Source organism: Amycolatopsis keratiniphila (assembly GCF_000400635.2).
In the GTDB taxonomy this organism is placed as follows: domain Bacteria; phylum Actinomycetota; class Actinomycetes; order Mycobacteriales; family Pseudonocardiaceae; genus Amycolatopsis; species Amycolatopsis keratiniphila.
In genome coordinates, this window is the sequence record NC_021252.1 from 2,833,133 (window position 1) to 2,849,566 (window position 16,434).

Below are 16,434 nucleotides of genomic sequence, written 5' to 3' on the forward strand. Positions count from 1 at the left end.
CGGCACCGCTGAGCGGGGGATACGCCCGGTCAGGGAGAGTGAACCCGCGACGACGGTGCCGTTACCCTCGGCGAATGCCCGCCCGCCTGATCGATCGCCGTCCGGAGCTGTCCGCCGACGAGCTGATCACCGCGCTCGTCCCGCCGCCGAGGTTCGACGCGGTCCGGTTCTCCACCTACGTGCCCAATCCGGACGAGCCGAGCCAGGCACAGGCCGTCGTCGACTGCGGCGCGTTCGCGAAGCGCGTGGCGGAGGCCTCGAACCGGAAGCCGAAGTCGAAGCTGCGCGCGTTGTTCGGCGGCGGGGACGAGGCGCCGTCCGGGCCGATGGGGCTCTATCTCGACGGCGGGTTCGGCGTCGGCAAGACGCACCTGCTCGCCTCGACGTGGCACGAGACGCCGTCGCCCAAGGCGTACGGGACCTTCGTGGAGCTGACGCATCTCGTCGGCGCGCTGGGGTTCGCCGAGGCGGTGCGGCGGCTGTCGGAGCACCGGTTCCTGGCGATCGACGAGTTCGAACTCGACGACCCCGGCGACACCATGCTCGTCACGCGGCTGCTGCAGGAGCTGATCTCGGCGGGGGTGTTCGTCGCGGCGACCTCCAACACGCTGCCGGACAAACTCGGCGAGGGCCGGTTCGCCGCCGCGGACTTCCTGCGCGAGATCCAGTCGCTGTCCGCCCGGTTCGGCGTCTGCCGCGTGGACGGCCCGGACTACCGCCACCGCGGCCTGCCGGACGCGCCGCCGCCGGCGAGCGCCGAAGAGCTGGAAGCCTCCGCCGCCGCGCATCCCGAGTCCACTGTGGACGATTTCGACGCGCTGTGCGAGCACCTCGGCAAGCTGCACCCTTCGCGCTACGGAAGGCTTCTCGACGGCGTGACCCGGGTGCACCTGCGCGACATCCACCCGGTGCCCGACCAGAACGTCGGACTGCGGCTGGTCGCCTTCGCCGACCGGCTCTACGACCGCGCGATCCCGCTGGTGGTCTCGGGCGAGCCGGTGCCCGAACTGTTCACCGAGGAAATGGTGAACGGCGGCTACCGCAAGAAGTACCTGCGCGCGGTCAGCCGTCTGACGGCACTGGCGCGCGACGCCGTGCAGCCCAGGTGAGCAGCACCCACGTGGCGCATACGGTCGCGACGGCGAACAGCGTGCCGCCCACGACGTCGGTCAGGTAGTGGTAGCCGAGGCCGATCATGCCGATCGTCACGCCGCACAACGCCACCGCGCCCACCGTCGCGATGACCGCCTTGGCGACGCCGGGGCGGGCGAGCAGGACGAGCACGGTCAGCACCGCGACCAGCGCGACGGTGTGCCCACTGGGGTAGGCGAGGTAGGTGTACTTCCAGCGGTCGAAAAGCGGCTTGAGCACCCAGGTGTTCGCGAGGATCGCGACGAGCGGTCCCACGATGGTCAGCACCGCTTCGAGCCTGCGCCCGCCGATCAGGCACAGGACGGCGGCCAGCACCGCGATCGGGATCAGGACGTAGGCCTCGGTCGGCAGCACCAGTAGCCGCAGCAGGTCGGTGTCGGGACCGAAGGCGCGCTCCACCCAGCGCACGGCGAATTCGTCCGGACCCGAGACACCTTCGCCGGACACCAGCACCCCGAGCACGACCATGATCACGGCACAGGTCACCGCGACCAGCCCGTACGGCGCTCTTCCGCTCATCCGGGGAGATTACGTGACGGGCGATCAGTCACCATGCAGGGACGGCTCGCGAAGACGAAGGGGGCTTTCGATGCGGATCAGCGTGGTCGGCGGTGGCGTGATCGGGCTGAGCTGCGCGCACCGGCTGGCGGGCGCAGGACACGACGTCACGGTGCTCACCGAAGCCGGGCCGGGGGAGACGACGTCGGCGGTCGCGGGCGGCGTGCTGTTCCCGCCGCTGGCGGCGAACTCCGACCGGGTCGACCGCTGGACCACGACGAGCGTCGAGGAGTACCGCACCCTCGGTGCGCCCGGGGTCCGCATGCTCCGGGGGACCTACGTCGTCCCGCGCGAGGCGGCGCTGCCGTCGTGGGCGCTGTCCATGCCCGGCCTCGACCACGAACCCGGACGGCTCACCTTCACCACCGCGCTCGTCGACACCCCGGTGTACCTCGACTGGCTCGCCGGCGAGGTCGCCGCGCTGGGCGTGCGCACCGAGTACCGCACTGTGTCGCGGTTGGACGACCTCGACGCGGACCTCGTGGTGAACGCCGCCGGGCTCGGCGGGGGACGGCTGGCGGGGGACGGCACCGTGGTGCCGGTCGGCGGCCAGGTCGTCCACCTCGCCGATCCGGGGCTGACCGAATGGATCGTCGACGGCTCGACGCCGGTGCTGCGACACGTGATCCCGCACGGCCGTCACGTCGTCTGTGGTGGCACGCAGGAGCCCGGCCGCGATTCGGTCGAGCCTGACCCCGGCGTGACCGCCGACATCGTGCGGCGCTGCCGGGAACTCGTGCCCGCGCTGGCCGACGCGCCCGTGCTGGGCGCGAAGGTCGGCTTGCGGCCGTTCCGGCCCGAGGTGCGGCTGGAGCGGGACGGCCGCGTCGTGCACTGCTACGGGCACGGGGGTGCGGGGATCACCGTCGCGTGGGGCTGCGCCGACGACGTCCTGGCCCTGGTCTAAGCCCGCATCAGAGGACTAAATGCGGCCGACTCGGTCCAGGTGGTCGTGAGTGGCGATTCGGGTTAGAACCCTAATCGCCACTCACGACCCCCGTGAGGAGCCGCGCGAAGGTGCCGGATCGGTTTGGTCCCCGGCCGCCGACCTGCCGCATTCAGAGGACTAAATGCGGCCGAAGGCCTCGAAGTCCGCTTCGGTCTGGTCCGCGTACCGCACGGCGTAGGCGCCGATGGCCTCATCGAGGTCTTCGTCGTCCTCGAAGTAGCCGGCCAGCATCCGCGGATGCAGTGACCGCGCGTGCGCCCGCGCCAGCAACGCGCCGGCCAGGCGGCCGTAGTCGTCGAGGTGGTCCTTCTTCAGCTCCGCCGGGTCGATGTCGCCCTTGAGGTTCCGGAACTGCCGCACGATGTACGGCACGCCGTCGATGGTCGTCCAGCCGAGCAGGATGTCCGTCTCGGCCTGCACGAGCCGCGCGCCTTCGACGATCCGGCGGCCCTCGTGCTTCGGGGCGGGAAGGCCGAGGAACGGCGCGAGCGCCGACGGGTTGGCCTGCTTCACTTGCAGGACAAGGTCTTCGCCGGAGTTCCCGTGCAACAGCGCGACATAGCTGCGCAGCCCGACACTTCCGGTGCCGACCACCCGGAAGGCCACATCGGACACCCGGTACCGCGAGATCAGCGTCCGCCGCGACTCGCGCAGCGTGTCCACATAGGACACCAGCCCGGTCACGACGGCTTCGGCGGTCGCGTCGTCGACGTGCGTGAGCACGGGCGGGTCTTCGACGAAGCGGTGCCGTTCGAGGCCGGTCTCGTGGTCGTCGATCCGCCTCGTCCACTTCGCGGTGACCTTGGCGCTGGTGTTCTTCCGTGCCTTTTCGGCCGCTTCCTCGAAGTCGTCGATCAGGTCGTGCGCCTTGACCTTGCTCAGCACCGACGCGTCCGGCAACGCGTTCCACGACCGCAGGAACGGCAGCTCCGCCAGCCCCCGGATGGTGCGCCGATACGACTTCACCGCGTCTTCGGCGGCTTCGCGGCACCCCGATTCACCGATCCCGCCCTCACGCCCGGCCAGGACGAGGCTCGCGGCGAGCCGTTTGAGATCCCACTCCCACGGGCCGGGCACCGATTCGTCGAAATCGTTGATGTCCATGACGATCTGGCCTTCGGGCGTGCCGTACAGCCCGAAGTTCGCGGCGTGCGCGTCGCCGCAGAGCTGCGCCGTCAGCCCGGACGACGGAGAGCCGGCCAGATCGGCGGCCATCAGCCCGGCGGCCCCGCGATAGAAGGTGAACGGCGACGCGAGCATGCGCTCGCGCCGCAGTTCCACCAGCTCCGGCAGGCGGCCTTCGTTCGTGCGCGCGAAGAACTCCGCCACACTCGGCCGTCCTTCACCCGCCGCCGCGTGATCGTGCGCGGACGTCGGCGCCTCGGCCCGCAGCGCCTTGCCCCTCGCGGACCAGTCCTCCGGCGACACCGTCTCGGTGCCGACCAGCGGCCGCTCCACCCACTCCCGCTCTTCTCCCATGGACAGGCAACGTACAACCCGTCCGAAAGGTTCACCGCGTCTTGACGACGTCCGTGATGGCGTCGATACCGCGGTCGAGCTCCTCACGGCTGATCACCAGCGGCGGCGCGATCCGCAGCGTGTGGTCGTGTGTCTCCTTGCACAGCACGCCGCGTTCGGCCAGCGCCGTCGACGCCTCGCGCCCGGTCGGCCCGCCGGGGGCGATGTCGATGCCCGCCCACAGCCCGCGCCCGCGGACCTCGGCGAGCCCGTTCCCGACCAGTTCACCGAGCCGAGAGTGCAGGTGGGTGCCCAGTTCCCGCGACCGCTCCTGGAACTCGCCGGTCTTCAGCAGGCCGACCACGGCGCGGCCGATCGCGCACGCGACCGGGTTCCCGCCGAAGGTGGAGCCGTGCTCACCCGGCCGCAGCACGCCGAGCACGTCCTTGCCGCCGACGACCGCGGACACCGGCATGATGCCCCCGCCGAGCGCCTTGCCCAGTGTGTAGACGTCGGCACGGACGCCCTCGTGGTCGAGCGCGAGGACGGTGCCGGTGCGGGCGAGCCCGGACTGGATCTCGTCGGCGATCAGCAGGACGTCGTGCTCGTCGCACAGCCGCCGCGCCTCGGCGAAGTATCCGGCGGGCGGCACGATGACGCCCGCCTCGCCCTGCACCGGCTCCAGCAGGATCGCGGCGGTGCGCTCGGTGATGGCGTCGCGCAGCGCTTCGGCGTCGCCGTACTTGACCGTGACGAAGCCCGGCGTGAACGGGCCGAAGTCGGCGCGCGCGGTCTCGTCGGTGGAGAAGGACACGATGGTCGTCGTCCGGCCGTGGAAGTTGGAGCCCGCGACGATGATCTCCGCCGTCCCGTCGGGGACGCCCTTGACCCGGTACGCCCACTTCCGGGCGATCTTCACCGCGGACTCGACGGCTTCGGCGCCGGAGTTCATCGGCAGGGTCATCTCGGTACCGGTCAGCTCGGCGAGCTCCTTGCAGAACAGCCCGAGCTGGTCGTGGTGGAAGGCGCGCGAGGTCAGCGTCACCCGGCCGAACTGCTCGACCGCGGCCGCGATGAGCCCGGGGTGGCGATGCCCGAAGTTCAGCGCCGAGTAGCCGGAGAGGAAGTCGAGGTAGGTCTTGCCCTCGACGTCGGTGACCGAGGCGCCTTCGGCGGTGGCGATCACCACGGGCAGGGGGTGGTAGTTGTGCGTGCTCCACTGCTCGTCGAGCGCGATGAAGTCGGCGGTCGTCATGCGTTCAGGTTAGATGCCCATCCGGCTGCTTTCATCCGGGAAACGTTGCTTTGACCCGTTGTTCGTTGCGTATCGGCTCCATCGAGTGGCGAAATCGTGCAGCGGCGTACTCGATCACCGGAGGCGCCGGGCCCGGACCGCGGTTATCGTCGCCGGATGGCGAAAAAGGACACCGTCTCCGTCCGGGACACGCTGAGGATCGGCAAGGGCGTCGAGCGGCACCACCCGGGCTCGTTCCCGATCGGGCCGACCAAGAAGCCCAAGGGGCTCAAAGACCTCGCGGACGCCGGGGACAGGCTCGCCGAGCTGCAGGAGGCGTTGTACGCGGAGGGCGTCGGCGGCGGCAACCGCAGCCTCCTGCTGGTCCTGCAGGGGATGGACACCTCCGGCAAGGGCGGCACCGTGGGCCACGTCCTCGGCCTCGTCAACCCGATGGGCGTGCGGTACGCCGGGTTCAAGAAGCCGACCGCGGCCGAGGCGCGCCACCACTACCTGTGGCGGATCCGCAAACAGCTGCCCGTGCCGGGGCAGGTCGGCGTCTTCGACCGTTCGCACTACGAGGATATCCTGGTGCCGCGCGTCCAGAAGCTGGTGCCCGCGGCGGAATGGCGCAAGCGCTACACCGAGATCAACGCGTTCGAGAAGGAGCTGACCGAGGCGGGCACGACCATCGTGAAGGTCTTCCTCGACATCTCGCCGGAGGAGCAGCTGAAGCGGCTCAAGGCGAGGCTGGAGACCCCGGCGAAGTGGTGGAAGTACAACCCGGCCGACCTCGACGCACGCGCCCAGTGGAACGACTACCAGAAGGCCTACGCCGACATCTTCGCCAAGACCTCCACGGCGGCCGCGCCCTGGTACGCCGTCCCAGCCGACCGCAAGTGGTACCGCAACTGGCTGGTCGCGCGGCTGCTGATCGAGACGATCGAGGAGATGGACCCGAAGTTCCCGCCCGCCGGCTTCGATCCCGAGACGGAGCTGAAGAAGCTGGAAGGCGTTGGCGTCCCCGGTTGATCGTCTGAGAGAGTGCGGGACGTGACCGACAACAGCCTCGAAGATCTCCCGTTCCTCCGCCGTCAGGCCCGCACCCAGCGCTTCACCCTCGGCGCGCCCAAAGAGTTCAAGGTCTCCCCGGACGGCTCCCGCATCCTGTTCCTGCGGTCCGAGTCCGGGACGGACCCGCGGCACAGCCTGTGGTCGTTCGACGTCGCGTCGGGCGAGGAGACGAAGCTGGTCGACGCGGCCGAGCTGCTGCCCGGTGAAGAGGACCTGCCGCCGGAGGAGCGCGCTCGCCGCGAGCGCAGCCGGGAGACCGGCGGTGGCGTGGTCGGCTACGCGGTCGACGACGCCTTCACCGTCGCCGCGTTCTCGCTCTCGGGCAAGCTCCACACCCTCGACCTGGCCACCGGTGAGGTCGCGGTGCTGGTCGACGGTTCGGTCGTCGACCCGCGGCCGAGCCCGGACGGCACCCACGTCGCCTACGTCCGCGACCGTCGCCTGCGGGTGATCGACCGGGCGACCGGGGAGGACCGCGTGCTCGTCGAGGAGGCGGGTGACGACATCGCCTGGGGGCTCGCGGAGTTCATCGCGGCCGAGGAGATGGGCCGCACCCGCGGGTACTGGTGGTCGCCGGACGGGAAAAGCCTGCTCGTCGAGCGCTCGGACCGGGCCGCCGTGCCCCGCTGGACGATCGCCGACCCGGCCAACCCGCAGTCGGCCGCCAACGTCGTCGCGTATCCGGCCGCGGGCACCACGAACGCGGACGTGACGCTGGCGATCCTCGGCCTCGACGGCTCCCGCGTCGACGTCGAGAAGACCGATTGGGAGTACCTGGCCGCGGTGCACTGGTCCGCCGCGGGCAAGCCGCTGCTGTCGGTCCAGTCGCGTGACCAGCGGGAACTCCAGATCCAGGCGGTCGACCCGGCGACCGGTTCCGTCGAGGTGCTGCACACCGAGACCGACGAGCACTGGGTCGAGCTCGCCGCGGGTGTCCCGGCGTGGACCTCCGACGGCCGTCTTGTGCGAGAGAGTGCCGCCGACGGCGACCACCGGCTGGTCGTGGACGGTGTGGCCGTCACCCCGCCGGGGCTGCAGGTGCGCTCGGTCCTGCACGTCGGCGACGAGGTGCTGTTCAGCGCCTCGGAGGCCGACCCGACGCAGATCCATGTCTTCCGCACGGAGGGCGGCGAGCTGCGTCGTCTGTCCACTGAGGACGGTGTGCACGTCGGCTCCGGCAACGCTTCGCTGACCGTGCTCTCGTCGTGGAGCCTGGAGCGCAGCGGCCCGGTGGTGACCGTCGTGTCCGGTGAGAAGACGGTGGCGCGCATCGGTTCCTACACCGTCGACCCCGACGTCGTGCCGAACCTGACCTGGCTGACGCTGGGGGAGCGGGGCCTGCGTGCCGCGCTGGTGCTGCCGACCGGGTACGAGGAGAGCGAGGGCAAGCTCCCGGTGCTGCTCGACCCGTACGGCGGCCCGCACGCCCAGCGTGTCCTGCAGACCCGCAACGCTTTCCTGACCCCGCAATGGCTGGCGGACCAGGGTTTCGCGGTGCTGGTCGCCGACGGGCGCGGGACACCCGGCCGGGGTTCGGCCTGGGAGAAGGAGATCGCGGGCAAGCTCGCCGACGTCACCCTCGCCGACCAGGTCGACGCCCTGCATGCGGCGGCCGCGCTCCATCCGGAACTGGATCTGGAACGGGTCGCGATCCGCGGCTGGTCCTACGGCGGTTACCTGTCCGCGCTGGCCGTGCTGCGGCGTCCCGACGTCTTCCACGCCGGTGTCGCGGGCGCCCCGGTGACCGACTGGTCGCTGTACGACACGCACTACACCGAGCGCTACCTCGGGCTGCCGCAGGAAGAAACGGCTTCGTACGAGCACAACTCGCTGATCGCCGGCGCCGGTGACCTCTCGCGGGCGCTGCTGATCGTGCACGGACTGGCCGACGACAACGTTTTCGTCGCCCACTCGTTGCGCCTGTCGTCGGCCTTGCTGGCCAAGGGACGCGCGCACGTGTTCCTGCCGCTGGCCGGCGCGACGCATATGACGCCGCAGGCCGAAGAGGTCGCGGAGAACCTGATGCGCACGCAGGTGGACTGGATCGTGCGTGAGCTGTCCGGTGCCGCGGTCAAGAGCGAGGAGAACGCATGAAACGGTGGGGCATCACCATTCCGCTGACCGGGGTGCCGCTCGCGGCGCACGAGGAGATGGTGCGGGAGCTGCCGGATCTCGGCTACACCGACGCGTGGTCGGCCGAGACCGCGGGCCACGACGCCTTCACCCCGCTGGTGCTGGCTTCGCAGTGGGCGCCGCAATTGCGGCTGGGCACCGCGATCGTGCCGGTGTACACGCGCGGGCCCGGGCTGCTGGCGATGAGCGCGGCGACCGTCGCGGAACTGGCGCCCGGCCGGTTCGTGCTCGGCATCGGCGCGTCGTCGCCGGTGATCGTGCGGAACTGGAACGCCGCCGAGTTCGAAGCGCCGTTCGCGCGCTCGCGGGACACCCTGCGCTTCCTGCGTTCCGCGCTGGCGGGGGAGAAGGTCACCGAGGAGTACGAATCGTTCTCCGTCAGCAAGTTCCGGCTGGAGCGGCCCACCGATCCGCCGCCGTCGATCATGCTCGCCGCGCTGCGGCCGGGCATGCTGCGGCTGGCCGCGAAGGAAGCCGACGGCGCCATCACCAACTGGCTCGCCGCCTCCGACGTGCCGAAGGTGCGGGCGGAGATCGGGCCGGACGTCGAACTGGCGGCGCGGATCTTCGTGTGCCCCACCGAGGACAAGAACGCCGCGCGGGGGCTCGGCCGGATGCTCATTTCGAGCTACCTGACCGTGCCGGTGTACGCCGCGTTCCACGAATGGCTCGGCCGCGGTGAGGCGCTCGCGCCGATGCACGAGGCGTGGGCGGCGGGCGATCGGCAGAAGGCGAACCAGGTCATCCCGGACGAGGTCGTCGACGACCTGATCGTGCACGGCAGCCTCGAATCCTGCCGCGAGCAGGTGCAGTCCTATGTGGACAACGGGCTGACGACGCCGATCATCGCGTTGTTGCCGACGGGGGAGGACCCCTTCGCGCACGTGCGGGGTCTCGCTCCGCGCTGACGCGTGTCATGAAAGGGTCGTTCAGGACATCTTTTGTCCTGAACGACCCTTTCATGACATCCGAGGCACTCAGGCGACGTTGAACAGCTCGTCGTACCGCGACGCCATCATGTGCGACCCCTTGATCTCCGAGGTCGTCGCCGCGTCCAGGACGCCGACCTCCTCGGCGTAGGTCGCGCCCCCGGAAGGCCCGAGCGGCAACGAGATCATCGGCCCGCCCGGCGTGTGCGTGCGCAGTTCGCCGCCCTCGACCAGCGCCCGGATGTTGGCCACGACGACCTCCGCGTGGTCACCGGCCACCTTCGCGAGCTTCCCCTCCGGCAGCGCCGTGATGTCGCCGAGCGCGAACACTCGGGGCTGCCCGGGAAGACGCAGTTCGGGCGTCACCTCGACCCGCCCGTTCGCCTGCCGCGCGGCGGCCAGTTCGCCGTCGAGGTAAGCGGTGTGCGGCGCGCCGCCGTAGCACTGGAACCACAGGTCGGCGGTCACTTCACCGCCGCCGGTGAGGCCCGAGGTGAACGTCTTGGCCTGTCCCGGCTCGGAGACCGGAGCCTCGGCCAGCGAAGTGCCGAGCAGGAGTTCGACGCCCAGGTCGTCGAGCTGGCGGCGGATCTCCGCGCGGAACTCGTCCGGGAAACCGGCCAGGATCTCCCGCGCCGGGTCGACGATCGTCACGGTCTTCTCCGGCCAGACCGCCTTGATCTCGCCTGCCAGTTCGAGCCCCACCGGGCCCGCGCCGAGCAGCAGCACCTTCTCCGCGCCCGCGAGTTCCTCCCGGGTGGCGCGGATCTTCGCCTTCGCCGAAGCGCTGTCGTGGAAATCGATCTTCGCCGGGAACGGGTACGCCGAACCGGTCGCCAGCACGACGTAGTCCGGCGCGAGCCGCTCGCCCGACGCGAGCGTGACGCCCCCCTGGTCCACGCTCACCGCGCGGTTGCGCAGCACCCGTCCGCGTTCGAGGAGCCCGGCGTACGGGTAGAAGAGCCGATCCGTCCACTCGGGATCGACGAGCCCCCGCAAGGCGGCGACGTGGTGGACGAAGTCCTCGCGCGGCTCGACGAGCACGACGTCGGCGAACGAGTCCAGCTCCTTGGCGACGGTGGTGCCGCCGTATCCCCCGCCGATGACGGCCACGGTCGTGGTCATGAGATCCCCTAGTTCGTAGTGCGTAATGTTGGTACTGCGAACTACAGTAGTTCGTACTCCGAACGATCGTCAAGTAGACTTCGGTCATGACCACGGCCGAAGACCTCGGATTCGCGACGGCGCTGGTGCGGCTTTCGCATCTCGTGCAGCGGGCTTTCATCGACGTCGGCCGGTCCCACGACCTCACGCCGCAGCAGGCGCAGCTGCTCTGCGTGCTGGCCCAGGGGGAGACGGGCGTCGGGATGACCGACCTCGGCAAGATGCTGAACCTCGAGAAGTCCAGCGTCACCGGCCTGGTGGACCGTGTGCAGCGGCGCGCGCTCGTCGAGCGGGTCGCGGATTCCTGCGATCGCCGCGCGCTGAAGATCACGCTGACCGAAGAAGGGCTCCGGCTCGCGAACGCCGCCCACGAAGGCGTCGTCGAGAAGCTGGAGGAGATGGCGGCCGACCTCCCGGCCGAGCAGCGCGAGGCGATCGCGGCGGCCGCGTGGCGGATGGCGCCCGAAGACTGAGTCAGCGCCAGATCGCGGACGCGATCAGCAGCCCGATCGCCGCGGCGCCGATCCCAGCGGCCATCGTGACGCCGACGTACAGCACGGCGCGTGCTCGCGTCTTCCCGGTGAACAGCAGCAGGGTTTCGTACCCGAACGTCGAGAACGTCGTGAGCCCGCCGCAGAAACCGACGGCCAGCAGCGCGCGGACCGCGTCCGGCTGACCGCCGTGCAGGGCCCAGCCGGTCAGCACGCCGAGGACCGCCGAGCCGACGACGTTCACCGTGAGCGTGCCCCACGGGAACGCGGATTTCCGCCAGGCCTGGACGCGCCGGTCGGTCAGGAAGCGCAGGATCGCGCCGAGGCCGCCGCCGAGCGAGACGAACAGAACGGTCATTTCCTCACCGCGCGGGTGATCTCGTGTCCGGCGTAGACGGCTACCAGTGCGGCGGCCACCGTGGCGAACGCGTACGCCAACCCGGTGAACGGACGTCCCGCCGTCACAAGATCGAGTGTGTCCGTCGCATAGGTCGAAAACGTGGTGTAGCCGCCCAGGATCCCGACCCCGAGGAACGGCCGCAGCAGTCTGTGCGGTTTCTTCGCCGCGGTCAGCAACGCCATCAGGACACCGATCAGCAGGCACCCGGAAACGTTGGTGGCCAAGGTGGAAAGCGGGAACCGGCCGGAGGAGTGGGGGACCGCGACGGAGAGGCCGTAGCGGGCGAGACTGCCCAGCGCGCCACCCGCCCCGATGGCCGCGAACGCGTCCCAGCGCGGGCGGGGGACGGATGCCGGTTCAGCCATGAATGGCAGCTTAGAACCGCTGTCCGGGTGAACCGGCGCCACGGTGTCGAAGATCGCTCACAAGGCCGTTTTTCCCTGCTGGACAGTGAATTTTCCGGGAACGTGTCGTAGGCTTGGCGGCGCTCCAGGCCGATTTTCGGTCCGTCCGCTCGTCTAGAAAAAGGTGGCAGGATGGCACAGGAACAGTCAGGTACGCAGGCTCCCGACAGCGGTTTGCTGCTGGAGGTCGAAAAGATCCCGACCGCGGTCGACCGCGGGAAGGCCAACGGCGCGGCCGCCGACAACGACGGCAACGACGGCTGAGTGCCCGGAACGCCGACGCTGGCTGACCTCGTGGCTCCGCTCGGGGTCAGCCAGTTCTTCCAAGACGTCCAGGGCGAGACCTACCGCCGTTTCGAAGGCCGCGCGGGCCGGTTCGCCGACCTGCTGCCGTGGCCGGCGCTGAACGCGATCCTCCGGCAGCACCGCCTGGAGTTCCCGCGGCTGCGCCTCGCGCTCGACGGCACCCCGGTGCCCATGGAGAGCTACACCGATCTCGTCCCCACCCGCCGCAGTGGCACCGTCCCCCGCCTCCAGGCCGCTCCGTTCACCGAGCACCTGCGCGGCGGCGCGACGATGGTGCTCGACGTCATCCAGGAACTCAGCGACCCGATCGGCGATCTCGCCAGGAGTCTCGAACACGACCTCCGCGAGAGCGTCCAGGTCAACCTGTACGCCGGCTGGGGCGTGACCCACGGCTTCGACGTGCACTGGGACGACCACGACGCGTTCATCATCCAGGTCGCCGGCCGCAAACGCTGGCGGATGCACGGCCCGACCAGGCCCGCCCCGCTGCATCGCGACGTCGAGCAGCCCGAGCGGCCCGGTGAGCCGATCGACGACTTCGTCCTCGAAGACGGCGACGTCCTCTACGTCCCGCGCGGGCACTGGCACGACGTCACCGCGGTGGGGGAGATGTCGCTGCATCTCACGCTCGGCTTCAGCCCGGCGACGGGGATCGACCTCGTCTCGTGGCTCGCCGACAAGCTGCGGACGAGCACCGCCTTCCGGCAGGACCTGCCGAGGTTCGGGACGGCGGAGGAGCGCGCGGCCCGCGCGGCGGCACTGCGAGCGGAGCTGGAAGCCACGCTGACCACCGACCTCGTCGACAGGTTCCTCGCCGAACGCGACTCGGCGGCCCCGGCGCATCCGCGCGTCGGCCTGCCCTGGGCGGCGACCCCCGGCCTGCTGCCGGACGGGGACGAGACCGAGGTCCGCTTCCTGGTCCCGAGGGCGGTGCTCGAAGAAGGCGACGGCCGGGTGACCCTGCTGGCGGACGGGAAACGGTTCGTCTTCGCGGGAGCCGCGGCACCGCTGCTGAAGGCGCTGCTCGACGGCACGCCGCAGGCGGTCAAGCGACTCGCCGAGCTGTCCGAACTCGATCGGGGGACGGTGCGGGCGTTCCTCGGCGAGCTCACCACGCAGGGATTGCTCTCGATCGGCTGAAAGTCACAGGAGGCGAGAAGTGTGAAGGGAGCCCGGACGGGGTAAGCTAAGGCATGCCTAAGGTGAGGTCCGGAGGGGTCAGCCGATGACCGCTCAGCTCTCGGACACGCAAGCGCCGCCCGCCGCGTTGCCGGGTTGCGCCACCGTCGCGCGCATGCTCGGGGCGAGCCCCGCCGGCACCGCGGCGGACATGCGGTGCTGGCTGCTCATCGAGCAGCCGGGCCCCTGGCCCGCGGACGCGCTGGAAAACGTCCTCGACGAGGCCTTTCCCGCCGAGCGCCGTGAGCTGCTCGAAAACCTGAGACGGTCGCACGGGCTCCGTCCGCTGCTCATCCGTCGTCCCGGCAAGCACCAGCGAGATCCGGACCGTCCCCGTTCCGTGTACGTCGGCGGGGGTGAACCGGGCAACCGCTGGCTGGAACGCCTCGAAATCCACGACCTGGGTGAACTGGCCGAGCTGGACCTCGAAGCCGTCGCCGAGGGCACCGGTGGGCTCGGTCCCCGGGTCGACGGGCCGCTGTTCCTGGTCTGCACCCACGGCACCAAGGACATGTGCTGCGCGGTCCTCGGCCGCCCGCTGGCCTCGACGCTGAACACCAACCACCCCGGCCGGGCCTGGGAGGTCAGTCACGTCGGCGGCGATCGCTGGGCGGGCAACCTGCTGGTGGTCCCGGACGGCTTCCTGCACGGCCAGCTGAACCCGGCCGAGGCGGCGCTGGTCGCCAAGGCCGCGCTGCGTGGCCAGGTCGAGCCGGAGCAGCTCCGCGGCCGGACGTCCGCCCGGACGGCGTGGGCGCAGTTCGCGGAGATCGCGCTCCGGCGGCGGCTGGACCTCCCCGGTCTGGACGACGTGCTCGCCGTGCAGGAGGAGCCGCTGCTCGAATCCGACGCGCGGGTCGTCACCGTGCGCGGCGGCGAGGACTTCTACTCGGTGACGGTGCGGCGGCGTTCGGCCGCGCCGCGCGGGGAAAGCCGGTGCGCGGGGCTGATCCAGCCCGCCGGGTACGTGGCCGACGAGATCACGAAGCTCTAGCTGTGAAGATCACCCTCGTTCGAACATACGTTTGACACCTGTCTAGAACGTGTGTTCGACTGGCCGGGTGCGATGGGATCGACAGCGGGCGGACGGCGGCGAGCCGGTACTGCCCGGATTGGACGGGCTGCTGCGTTCGGTGCGCACGCCCGAGTTCGACGGCGTCACCTTTCACGAGGTGCACGCCAAATCCGTGCTGAACAAGGTGTCCGAGGGCTCGGGTGTCCCGTTCGGATGGACGGTGAACCCGTACCGCGGTTGTTCTCACGCGTGTACGTACTGCCTCGAAGGCGGGACGCCGGTCCTGATGGCCGACGGCCGGACGAAGCCCTTGGCGGAGCTGGCGCCCGGCGACGCGATCTACGGGACGCGCGGGCGTGGCGCGGGGCGCCGCCTGGTGCCGACGAAGGTCCTCGCGCACTGGTCGACACTGAAACCGGCGTACCGCCTGTCCCTCGACGACGGAACGTCCATCGTGGCCAGCGGCGATCACCGGTTCCTGACCGGCCGCGGCTGGAAACACGTCACCGGAACCCGGTTCGGCGCGGCACAACGGCCGCATCTGGTCGGCGGCACCGAACTCGTCGGCGTCGGGAGGCTCGCGCGCACTCCGGACGACACCCTCGGCTACCGCGCCGGGTATCTGTGCGGGATGTTGCGCTCCGGCGGGTTCTCGGCCGAGAAGGACGCCGCGGACCGCGCGCTGCGCTACCTGCCGGATTTCGGTGCTTCGGTCGGCTTCGTGCAGGTGCCGCCGTCGCCGGATTCCCATTGGCTGCGCGGATTCCTGGCCGGGTTGTTCGACCTCGCGGGAAGCTACCGGCACGGCACGCTGCGCGTCACCCATGACGAGCAGGACATCGTCTCCACCTTCTGTTCCGCGCTGGACAACTTCGGCTTCCGTTATGTCAGAAGCGAGAACGCCAAGTTCCGTCCGTTGTGGACGGTGCAGATCCTCGGCGGGCCCGCGGAGGAGGTGCGGTTCTTCCACCTCGCCGACCCCGCCGTCGGCTGGAAACGGTCGCTCGACGGCCTCCCCATCGGCCGGACGAGACGGAAGGTGACGTCCATCGAGCCGCTGGGCATCGAGCTGCCGTTGTTCGACATCACCACCGGCACGGGCGACTTCATCGCCGACGGCATGGTCACGCACAACTGTTTCGCCAGGAGCACCCACACGTACCTCGATTTCGACGCCGGACGCGATTTCGACACGCAGGTGATCGTGAAGGTCAACGCGCCCGAGGTGCTGGCCGCGCAGCTGCGGCGGCCGGGCTGGACACGCGAGCACGTCGCGATGGGCACGAACACCGATCCCTACCAACGCGCCGAAGGCCGGTACAAGCTGATGCCGCGCATCATCACCGCGCTGGCCGATTCGGGCACGCCGCTGTCGATCCTGACCAAGGGAACGGTGCTGGCGCGGGATCTCCCGTTGCTGGGATCGGTGTCGAAGGACGTGCCCGCCGGGCTGGCGATCTCGCTCGCGCTGCTGGACGAGGAGTTGCAACACCGGCTGGAGCCGGGGACGCCGAGCCCGCGGGCGAGGCTCGACCTGATCCGCAAGGCGCGCGACGCCGGGCTGCCGTGTTCGGTGCTGGTCGCCCCCGTGCTCCCGTACCTGACCGATTCGGTGGCCGCGCTCGACGCCCTCTTCTCGCGGCTCGCCGAAGCCGGTGCCACCCGGGTCACCGTCCTGCCGCTGCATCTGCGGCCGGGTGCGCGGGAATGGTTCGCGCGCTGGCTCGGCCGGGAGCATCCGGAGCTGGTGCCGAAATACCGCGAGCTGTACTCGCGTGGCGCGTATCTCCCGAAGTCCTATCGGGAGCGGCTCGGCGCCAGGGTCGGCCCGTTGTTGCGCCGTCACGGCTTCGGTTCCCGTGCGGACGACGGGGAACGAATGCAGGTGACGATGCCCGTGCAGCGTTCCGGGGAGGCGGTGGTACCGCCGGCCGAGCAGCTCAAACTGCTGTAGGCGCACTTTCGCCTGGAGCGTCCGAAAGTCTTAC

Annotated in this window: 16 protein-coding genes; 10 read left to right on the top strand and 6 right to left on the bottom strand. The window is 70.4% G+C overall.

Annotation, left to right across the window (positions count from 1 at the left end; all coding sequences use genetic code 11):
- Window positions 1-74: 74 nt before the first annotated feature.
- A complete protein-coding gene (gene zapE / locus AORI_RS54300; RefSeq protein WP_016333024.1) occupies window positions 75-1,109 on the top strand; it encodes a cell division protein ZapE in 1,035 nt (344 codons plus the stop codon).
- Here the strand turns inward: zapE and AORI_RS54305 are convergent.
- Window positions 1,063-1,671 (bottom strand): phosphatase PAP2 family protein, encoded by a 609-nt coding sequence (locus AORI_RS54305; RefSeq protein WP_016333025.1) that lies wholly within the window; start codon window positions 1,669-1,671, stop codon window positions 1,063-1,065. The two genes, zapE and AORI_RS54305, sit on opposite strands and share 47 nt — an antisense overlap.
- A gap of 70 nt (window positions 1,672-1,741) precedes the next feature.
- Here AORI_RS54305 and AORI_RS54310 point away from each other — a divergent pair, with 70 nt between their 5' ends.
- On the top strand, window positions 1,742-2,617 hold the full coding sequence (locus AORI_RS54310) for an FAD-dependent oxidoreductase (protein ID WP_016333026.1): 876 nt from the start codon (window positions 1,742-1,744) through the stop codon (window positions 2,615-2,617).
- Window positions 2,618-2,776: 159 nt separating this feature from the next.
- On the opposite strand, the gene AORI_RS54315 is transcribed toward AORI_RS54310, so the two are convergent.
- Entirely contained in the window at window positions 2,777-4,138 is a 1,362-nt protein-coding gene (locus tag AORI_RS54315; RefSeq protein WP_016333027.1) for a DUF2252 domain-containing protein, read from the bottom strand.
- Between the two features lie 31 nt (window positions 4,139-4,169).
- Complete coding sequence (rocD, locus tag AORI_RS54320) at window positions 4,170-5,372, bottom strand: ornithine--oxo-acid transaminase (RefSeq protein WP_016333028.1); 1,203 nt, start codon at window positions 5,370-5,372, stop codon at window positions 4,170-4,172.
- A gap of 156 nt (window positions 5,373-5,528) precedes the next feature.
- On the opposite strand from rocD, the gene AORI_RS54325 reads away from it, so the two are divergent.
- From AORI_RS54325 to AORI_RS54335, 3 genes are read left to right on the top strand one after another with little or no spacing between them, the layout of a single operon-like run.
- Window positions 5,529-6,383, top strand: coding sequence for a PPK2 family polyphosphate kinase (locus tag AORI_RS54325; protein ID WP_016333029.1), 855 nt, complete (start codon window positions 5,529-5,531; stop codon window positions 6,381-6,383).
- A gap of 21 nt (window positions 6,384-6,404) precedes the next feature.
- On the top strand, window positions 6,405-8,519 hold the full coding sequence (locus tag AORI_RS54330) for a prolyl oligopeptidase family serine peptidase (protein WP_043848719.1): 2,115 nt from the start codon (window positions 6,405-6,407) through the stop codon (window positions 8,517-8,519).
- On the top strand, window positions 8,516-9,466 hold the full coding sequence (locus AORI_RS54335; RefSeq protein WP_016333031.1) for an LLM class F420-dependent oxidoreductase: 951 nt from the start codon (window positions 8,516-8,518) through the stop codon (window positions 9,464-9,466). Before AORI_RS54330 ends, AORI_RS54335 begins: the two co-directional genes overlap by 4 nt.
- Before the next feature lie 69 nt (window positions 9,467-9,535).
- Here the strand turns inward: AORI_RS54335 and AORI_RS54340 are convergent, their stop codons facing one another.
- Window positions 9,536-10,612 (bottom strand): NAD(P)/FAD-dependent oxidoreductase, encoded by a 1,077-nt coding sequence (locus AORI_RS54340; protein ID WP_016333032.1) that lies wholly within the window; start codon window positions 10,610-10,612, stop codon window positions 9,536-9,538.
- Between the two features lie 86 nt (window positions 10,613-10,698).
- Between AORI_RS54340 and AORI_RS54345 the strand changes: the two genes are divergently transcribed.
- Window positions 10,699-11,124: a MarR family winged helix-turn-helix transcriptional regulator gene (locus AORI_RS54345; protein ID WP_016333033.1), complete on the top strand. Its 426-nt coding sequence runs from the start codon at window positions 10,699-10,701 to the stop codon at window positions 11,122-11,124.
- A gap of 1 nt (window position 11,125) precedes the next feature.
- On the opposite strand, the gene crcB (AORI_RS54350) is transcribed toward AORI_RS54345, so the two are convergent.
- The gene (crcB, locus tag AORI_RS54350; RefSeq protein WP_016333034.1) at window positions 11,126-11,500 is read right to left on the bottom strand and encodes a fluoride efflux transporter CrcB; all 375 of its coding nucleotides are present in this window, start codon (window positions 11,498-11,500) and stop codon (window positions 11,126-11,128) included.
- Entirely contained in the window at window positions 11,497-11,907 is a 411-nt protein-coding gene (gene crcB, locus AORI_RS54355) for a fluoride efflux transporter CrcB (protein WP_016333035.1), read from the bottom strand. Before crcB (AORI_RS54355) ends, crcB (AORI_RS54350) begins: the two co-directional genes overlap by 4 nt.
- Window positions 11,908-12,078: 171 nt before the next feature.
- On the opposite strand from crcB (AORI_RS54355), the gene AORI_RS84560 reads away from it, so the two are divergent.
- From AORI_RS84560 to AORI_RS54370, 4 genes are all read left to right on the top strand, one after another.
- A complete protein-coding gene (locus AORI_RS84560; protein ID WP_005157133.1) occupies window positions 12,079-12,210 on the top strand; it encodes a hypothetical protein in 132 nt (43 codons plus the stop codon).
- Entirely contained in the window at window positions 12,211-13,392 is a 1,182-nt protein-coding gene (locus AORI_RS54360; RefSeq protein ID WP_016333036.1) for a cupin domain-containing protein, read from the top strand.
- A gap of 85 nt (window positions 13,393-13,477) precedes the next feature.
- Complete coding sequence (locus AORI_RS54365) at window positions 13,478-14,425, top strand: sucrase ferredoxin (protein ID WP_016333037.1); 948 nt, start codon at window positions 13,478-13,480, stop codon at window positions 14,423-14,425.
- A gap of 67 nt (window positions 14,426-14,492) precedes the next feature.
- Window positions 14,493-16,400 (top strand): intein-containing Rv2578c family radical SAM protein, encoded by a 1,908-nt coding sequence (locus AORI_RS54370; protein WP_016333038.1) that lies wholly within the window; start codon window positions 14,493-14,495, stop codon window positions 16,398-16,400.
- Window positions 16,401-16,434 lie beyond the last annotated feature (34 nt).